The sequence below is a fragment of the Brevundimonas sp. UBA7664 genome (assembly GCF_002483305.1).
Classification (GTDB): domain Bacteria; phylum Pseudomonadota; class Alphaproteobacteria; order Caulobacterales; family Caulobacteraceae; genus Brevundimonas.
This window is the reverse complement of record NZ_DLHQ01000005.1, coordinates 2798-8673: the sequence shown is the minus strand read 5'-3', so window position 1 is coordinate 8673 and position 5876 is coordinate 2798. Positions and strand designations below refer to the sequence as shown.

At 68.5% G+C, this 5876-nt stretch carries 8 protein-coding genes and 1 pseudogene; 7 read left to right on the top strand and 2 right to left on the bottom strand.

All coding sequences use genetic code 11. The features are described 5' to 3' along the window. A partial coding sequence (locus B2742_RS00985; protein WP_292061945.1) for an alcohol dehydrogenase catalytic domain-containing protein occupies positions 1-544 on the bottom strand: 544 nt, incomplete at its 3' end. Positions 545-619: 75 nt separating this feature from the next. Here B2742_RS00985 and B2742_RS00980 point away from each other — a divergent pair. Next, positions 620-1057 (top strand): acyl-CoA thioesterase, encoded by a 438-nt coding sequence (locus tag B2742_RS00980; RefSeq protein WP_292061943.1) that lies wholly within the window; start codon positions 620-622, stop codon positions 1055-1057. On the opposite strand, the gene B2742_RS00975 is transcribed toward B2742_RS00980, so the two are convergent. Beyond that, the gene (locus B2742_RS00975) at positions 1054-1254 is read right to left on the bottom strand and encodes a hypothetical protein (RefSeq protein WP_292061941.1); all 201 of its coding nucleotides are present in this window, start codon (positions 1252-1254) and stop codon (positions 1054-1056) included. The genes B2742_RS00980 and B2742_RS00975 overlap by 4 nt on opposite strands. A gap of 223 nt (positions 1255-1477) precedes the next feature. Between B2742_RS00975 and B2742_RS00970 the strand changes: the two genes are divergently transcribed. From B2742_RS00970 to ruvB, 6 genes and pseudogenes are all read left to right on the top strand, one after another. Continuing rightward, a complete protein-coding gene (locus tag B2742_RS00970; RefSeq protein ID WP_292061939.1) occupies positions 1478-2251 on the top strand; it encodes a YebC/PmpR family DNA-binding transcriptional regulator in 774 nt (257 codons plus the stop codon). A 445-nt stretch (positions 2252-2696) separates the two neighbouring features. Further along, positions 2697-3092: a cupin domain-containing protein gene (locus B2742_RS00965; RefSeq protein ID WP_292061937.1), complete on the top strand. Its 396-nt coding sequence runs from the start codon at positions 2697-2699 to the stop codon at positions 3090-3092. A 68-nt stretch (positions 3093-3160) separates the two neighbouring features. Further along, positions 3161-3853 carry an MgtC/SapB family protein gene (locus B2742_RS00960; RefSeq protein WP_349681109.1) on the top strand — a complete coding sequence of 231 codons (693 nt, stop codon included), beginning with the start codon at positions 3161-3163 and terminating at the stop codon, positions 3851-3853. A gap of 46 nt (positions 3854-3899) precedes the next feature. Next, positions 3900-4415: a crossover junction endodeoxyribonuclease RuvC gene (gene ruvC / locus B2742_RS00955; RefSeq protein ID WP_292061934.1), complete on the top strand. Its 516-nt coding sequence runs from the start codon at positions 3900-3902 to the stop codon at positions 4413-4415. Then, positions 4412-5029: a Holliday junction branch migration protein RuvA gene (gene ruvA / locus B2742_RS00950; RefSeq protein ID WP_292061932.1), complete on the top strand. Its 618-nt coding sequence runs from the start codon at positions 4412-4414 to the stop codon at positions 5027-5029. The genes ruvC and ruvA overlap by 4 nt, the downstream gene beginning before the upstream one ends. Positions 5030-5185: 156 nt before the next feature. Continuing rightward, positions 5186-5876, top strand: a pseudogene (gene ruvB / locus B2742_RS00945) (Holliday junction branch migration DNA helicase RuvB); the annotation flags it as partial.

The following is a 5876-nucleotide window of genomic DNA, read 5'->3' as shown; positions in this document are numbered from 1 at the left end:
CGCCGGTCAGCACCGCGCAGCCGAACAGGGCGGCGTGCTCGAACGGCAGGTCGCGATCGACCTTCACCAGCGACCGCCGCGAGACCACGGCATGGGCCGCGAAGGCGGAGCAGCCGAGATGATGATTGAGCTCGCCCGCGGCATCATGCAGCCGCCGTCCGCCGCCCAGCAGTTCGCCCCTGCCGTTGGCCGCCGCCCCCGGCTCGCACAGCGCCGGCCGGCCTCCGGCGCAGGGATCGCAATGGCCGCAGCTCGGCATGAAGACCATGACCACATGGTCCCCGACCTCGAGATCGGTGACGCCCGCGCCCAGCGCCTCCACCACCCCCGCCGCCTCATGCCCCAGCGCCATCGGCAGGGGCCGCGGCCGGTCGCCATTGATGACGCTCAGATCCGAATGGCACAGCCCCGCGGCCTTGACCGCCACCCGCACCTCGTCCCGCCCCGGCGGATCGAGCGTCACCGTCTCCAGCGCCAGCGGCCGGCTGTCGGCATAGGGGCGGGCGGCGCCCATGGTCCTGAGAACGGCGGCGATGGTCTGCATATGGGGGAGGCTAGGCGCTTGACGCCGCGTCCGCCAAGCCCAAGGCTTGTCTCAACGATAAACGGGAGAGCGTGCGTGACGGGAACCATCGAACGGACGAAGCGGGGCGACTATCGCCGGTTCCAGGCCATCTCGACGCGCTGGATGGACAATGACGTCTACGGGCACGTCAACAACGTCGTCTATTACTCGTGGTTCGACACGGCGGTGAACCGGCTGCTGGTCGTCAACGGGATCATCGACATCCACGCGGGCAAGACCATCGGCCTCGTGGTCGAAACCGGCTGCCGCTATTTCTCGCCCACTGCCTTCCCGGACGAGATCGAGGCCGGGGTGCGGGTCGCTCACGTCGGCACATCGTCCGTCCGCTACGAGATCGGCCTGTTCCGCAACAAGGAGCAGGAGGCGGCGGCGGTCGGCTATTTCGTCCACGTCTATGTCGACCGCGAAACCAAGCGGCCCGTGCCGGTGGATGACAAGATGCGCGGGTTTCTGGAGAGCCTGAAGGCCTAGTCGTCCAGACGGCCCATCAGGGCCAGCGCGCCCACGGCGGTCAGCACGCCCAGGGCGAAGGCGGTGATGATGGCTCCGGTGGCGACGGCGGCCGGGACGGTGACGTGCCGGGCCTCGTACCATTCGACGATGTCGGCATCATCGAGGTCGTCGTCGGCATAGACTTCGGCGTCATACAGGACGTCTTCGGCGGTCATGGATCAGGCTCCCGTAGCGTTGCATCGGTAATCCGCGTGGCGCGCCCCGGTTCCGGTCATGGTTGTTGGCCCGCGGTCAAAAGGCTCCGCCTTTTGGACCCGACGCGGGCTGAACGGTGACAGGCTCTCCGCCATCGGCTAGATGCCCGGCTCACCTTGCGGGGTCGGCGCTCAAGCAGCGAGCGACCGCGTCGCGGGCGTTAGCGCACACCAAGAGACACTCATGGCCGGCCATTCGAAATACAAGAACATCATGCACCGCAAGGGACGCGCCGACGCGGTGCGGTCCAAGCTGTTCTCCAAGCTGTCGCGCGACATCACCGTGGCGGCCAAGCTGGGCATGCCGGACATCAACATGAACCCGCGCCTGCGTCTGGCCGTCAACAACGCCAAGGCCGAGAGCCTGCCGCGCGACGTGATCCAGCGGGCCATCAACAAGGCCGCGGGCGGCGACGTCGATATGATGGAAGAGGTCCGCTACGAGGGCCGCGGCCCTGGCGGGGTCGGCATCATCGTCGAGGCCCTGACCGACAACCGCAACCGCGCCGCCTCCAACATCGGCGCTGCGTTCAAGAAGAACGGCGGGGCGCTGAGCGAGATGAACTCGGTCGCCTTCATGTGGAACCGCGTGGGCCGGATCATCTATCCGGCCGAGGCCGGAACCGAGGACGCTGTCATGGAGGCCGCCATCGAGGCCGGCGCCCAGGACGTCGAGAGCGATCTGGTCAAGCCCGACATCTATGAGGACGCGCCGGGCCACACCATCTGGACCACCTTCGAGGATCTCAATGAGGTCGCCGAGGCCCTGTCGAAGATCCTCGGCGACGCCAAGTCCACGGCCCTGGTCTGGCGGCCGCAGAACGAGGTGCCGGTCACCGGCGAGGCGGTCGGCACGCTGATGAAGCTGCTCGACGCCCTGGACGCCGAGGACGACGTCCAGAATGTCTATTCGAACGAGGACATCTCGGACGAAGACCTGGCGAAATACGCCGGCTGAGCGCCGTCAGGCGAAGGCGCGAACCTGATCTTCGATACACGCCTCGGAACGCTGGATTGAACATCCCGTCCGGCGCAGTCGGATCTGCGCTCGAAGGGCGTCGGATATGTCACGAAGTTGCAGGTCCGACAGGTCGGCGCTCGTGCGGAGTATCTCGGTCCGCAGCGCGGAGAAATGGCTCGGGTGCAGTCCCCGCCCGGCTGGTCGGCAGTCGGCGGATTCAGCCATAACGTCGGTCTCCGTGATCGACTTCAATGCGTGGAGCCGGGCTGTGGTTCCGTTACCGTACATTTCGCCCACCTCCCGCAGGCGGCAGCGGAACGGCAGGTCCGCCCAACCGTTGCCGTGGCATGGAGCGACATCGGCGGCCGGAGCGCGGCTTGATCCGCCCCCTCGTCATGTCGATCTCACTGACCGCTCACACCTCTCTCCCCAAGGATTTTCCATGCACGGCTTCATCGACAACATCGAGACCCTGACCACCGAGAACACCGACTTTCGGCGCGTGCTCTACACCGGCAAATATCTGCAGCTGGTGCTGATGGCCCTGAAGCCCGGCGAGGAGATCGGCGAGGAGGTCCACGAGGACCACGACCAGTTCTTCCGGGTCGAGAGCGGGGCGGGTGAGGTGCTGATCGACGGCAAGCGCACGCCGATCAAGGATGACGACGCCATCATCGTGCCCGCCGGCGCCCGGCACAACGTCTTCAACACCGGCGACGCGCCGCTGACGCTCTACACCCTGTACGGCCCGCCCGAGCACCACGAGGGTGTGGTCCGCGCCACCAAGGCCGAGGCCGAGGCGAAGGAAGAGCATTTCGACGGCAAGACGACGGAATAGCCGGCTCGCCTTGATCCCGAAGCTCCGCCGGGACTAGGCTGAAGATTCGTCAGTCAGCGGAGCGAATTGTGATTTTGAATTGGGACCTGGTGTGGCCGGTCGTGGCGGCCATGACGGCCGGCGGCCTGATCGGCGTTGAGCGGACCTATCACGGCCATCCGGCCGGCTTTCGCACCCACATCCTGGTCTGCCTGACCTCCTGCCTGCTGATGCTGGCGGCCATGCAGCAGTCGACCTGGGCCTTCACCGCCCTGCCGGGACAGACGGTGGTGATCGACCCCACGCGGATGTCGCACGGCCTGCTGACCGGCATCGGCTTTCTCTGCGCCGGGGTGATCTTCCGCGAGGGCTTCTCCGTGCATGGCCTGACCACGGCGGCCTCGCTGTGGGTCACCTCGGCGATCGGCGTGCTGTACGGCGTCGGGATGATGGACCTGGCGCTGATCGGCTCGGGCGCGACGCTGGCGGTGCTGGCCGTGCTGCGACTGCTGGACGCCAAACTGCCCCACGTCGGGGTGATGGACGTGACCCTGAGATGGAAGCGCGGCGAAGCGCCCACCGGGGCGGCCGTCCGCGAGCTGCTGCGCGGCAAGGGCGTCAAGGTCGTGCGCCTCGGCCATATGATGAGCCAGGACGGCGCGATCCATGAGCATCATCTGAAGGTGAAGGGCGCCGTGCCCATCGACGTCGACGGCCTGGTGGCCCAGCTCGGCGGCCAGGCCGGCCTCGCGGGCTTTTCGATCCTGCCGCGCGAGGAGTGAGGCCGGTCATTGTTCGTCAACCTCGTTTGAGGCATGAATGGAACGAATGACGAACGGAACGACTCGAATCCTGGGCCTGGATCCCGGTCTGCGCCGCACCGGCTGGGGCGTGGTCGTGGCCGAGGGCGCGCGCCTGCGCTGGATCGCGCATGGCGTCGTCGCCCCGCCCGAGACCGCGCCGTTCAGCGAGCGGCTGCTGTTCCTGCTCGAGGCCGTGGGCCAGGTCTGCGCCGACCACGGGTGCGACGAGGCGGCGATCGAGGAGGTGTTCGTCAATATGAACCCGGTCTCGACGCTGAAGCTGGGTCACGCCCGGGCGGCGGTGATGCTGGCCCCGGCGCGGCATGGGCTGTCGGTCGCGGAGTATTCGCCGAACCTGATCAAGAAGGCGGTGGTCGGCGCCGGCCATGCCGACAAGACCCAGATCGCCTTCATGGTGAAGCGGCTGCTGCCGTCCGCCGGGGATGTGAAGGCCGACGCCGCCGACGCCCTCGCGGTGGCCATCACCCATGCGCAGATGCGCAAGCGGGCGCTGCTGACGACCCTGCGGGGGGCGGCATGATCGGCCGCCTCAGAGGCGTGCTGGCTGAGGTCGAGGCGGACCACTGCCTGATCGACTGCGCCGGCGTGGGCTATGTGGTGGCCTGCGGGGCGCGGACGCTGGGCCGGTTGCCGGCGCCGGGCGACGAGGCGACCCTTCATATCGAGTCGAGCTGGAACGCCGAGAGCGGTCCTCGGCTGTACGGCTTCCTGACGCGCGACGAGCGACGCGCTTTCACGACGCTGACCGCCATCCAGGGCGTGGGGCCCAAGGCGGCGTTGTCGGTGCTGGACGTCCTGCCGCCCGGCGAACTGGCCGCGGCGGTGGCGCGCGAGGACAAGGCGGCGGTGGCGCGCGCCAACGGCGTGGGACCGAAACTGGCGCTGCGGATCGTCACCGAACTGAAGGGCAAGCCGCTGGGCGATGCGTCGTTCACGCCGAGCGCGCCCGGCGTTCATGCGGAGATCGCACCGCCGACGCCCAGCGTCACCGGCGAGGCGGTTTCGGCCCTGCTGGGTCTGGGCGTGGCCGAGGTCAACGCTCGCCGTGCCGTCGATCAGGCGCTGATCCGGCTCGGTGATGAGGCGGATCTGTCGGCGGTGATCCGCGCGGCCCTGCAGGAGCTGGGGCGGTGATGTTCCACTCTCTCCGCTCATCCCGGCGAAAGCCGGGACCCAGAGCTTTGGGTGACGGAATCCCCGGCCCGGCCAGCGGAACGGTCGTCCTGAAACGCCGGCGTCAAGCTGGACAGAATTGGGTCCCGGCTTTCGCCGGGATGAGCGGGTGTGGGGATGACTGAGGACAGGCTGGTGGATGCCTCCGCTGCCCCCGGCGAGGGTCACGACCGCGCCCTGCGGCCGCAGACCCTGTCCGAGTTCGTCGGGCAGGAGCAGGCCAAGGGCAATCTGAAGGTCTTCATCGACGCCGCCCGCGGCCGCGGCGAGTCACTGGATCACGTCCTGCTGTTCGGCCCGCCGGGGCTGGGCAAGACCACCCTGGCCCAGATCGTGGCGCGCGAGCTCGGCGTCGGCTTCCGCGCCACTTCCGGCCCGATCCTCGCCAAGGCCGGCGATCTGGCCGCCATCCTGACCAATCTCGAACCGCGCGACGTGCTGTTCATCGACGAGATTCACCGCTTGGCCCCGACGGTCGAGGAGATCCTCTACCCGGCCATGGAAGACCATGTGCTGGACCTGATCATCGGCGAGGGGCCGTCGGCGCGGTCGGTGCGGATCGATCTGGCGCCCTTCACCCTGGTCGGGGCGACGACGCGGGCGGGTTTGCTGGCCACGCCGCTGCGCGACCGGTTCGGCATCCCGCTGCGGCTGGAGTTCTACACGCCGGAGGAACTGGTGCGGGTCATCACCGGGGCGGCGCGCAAGATGGGCGTGGCGGTCAATGACGAGGGCGCGCGCGAGATCGCCAGCCGGTCGCGCGGCACGCCGCGCGTGGCCGGGCGGCTGCTGCGCCGGGTGCGCGACT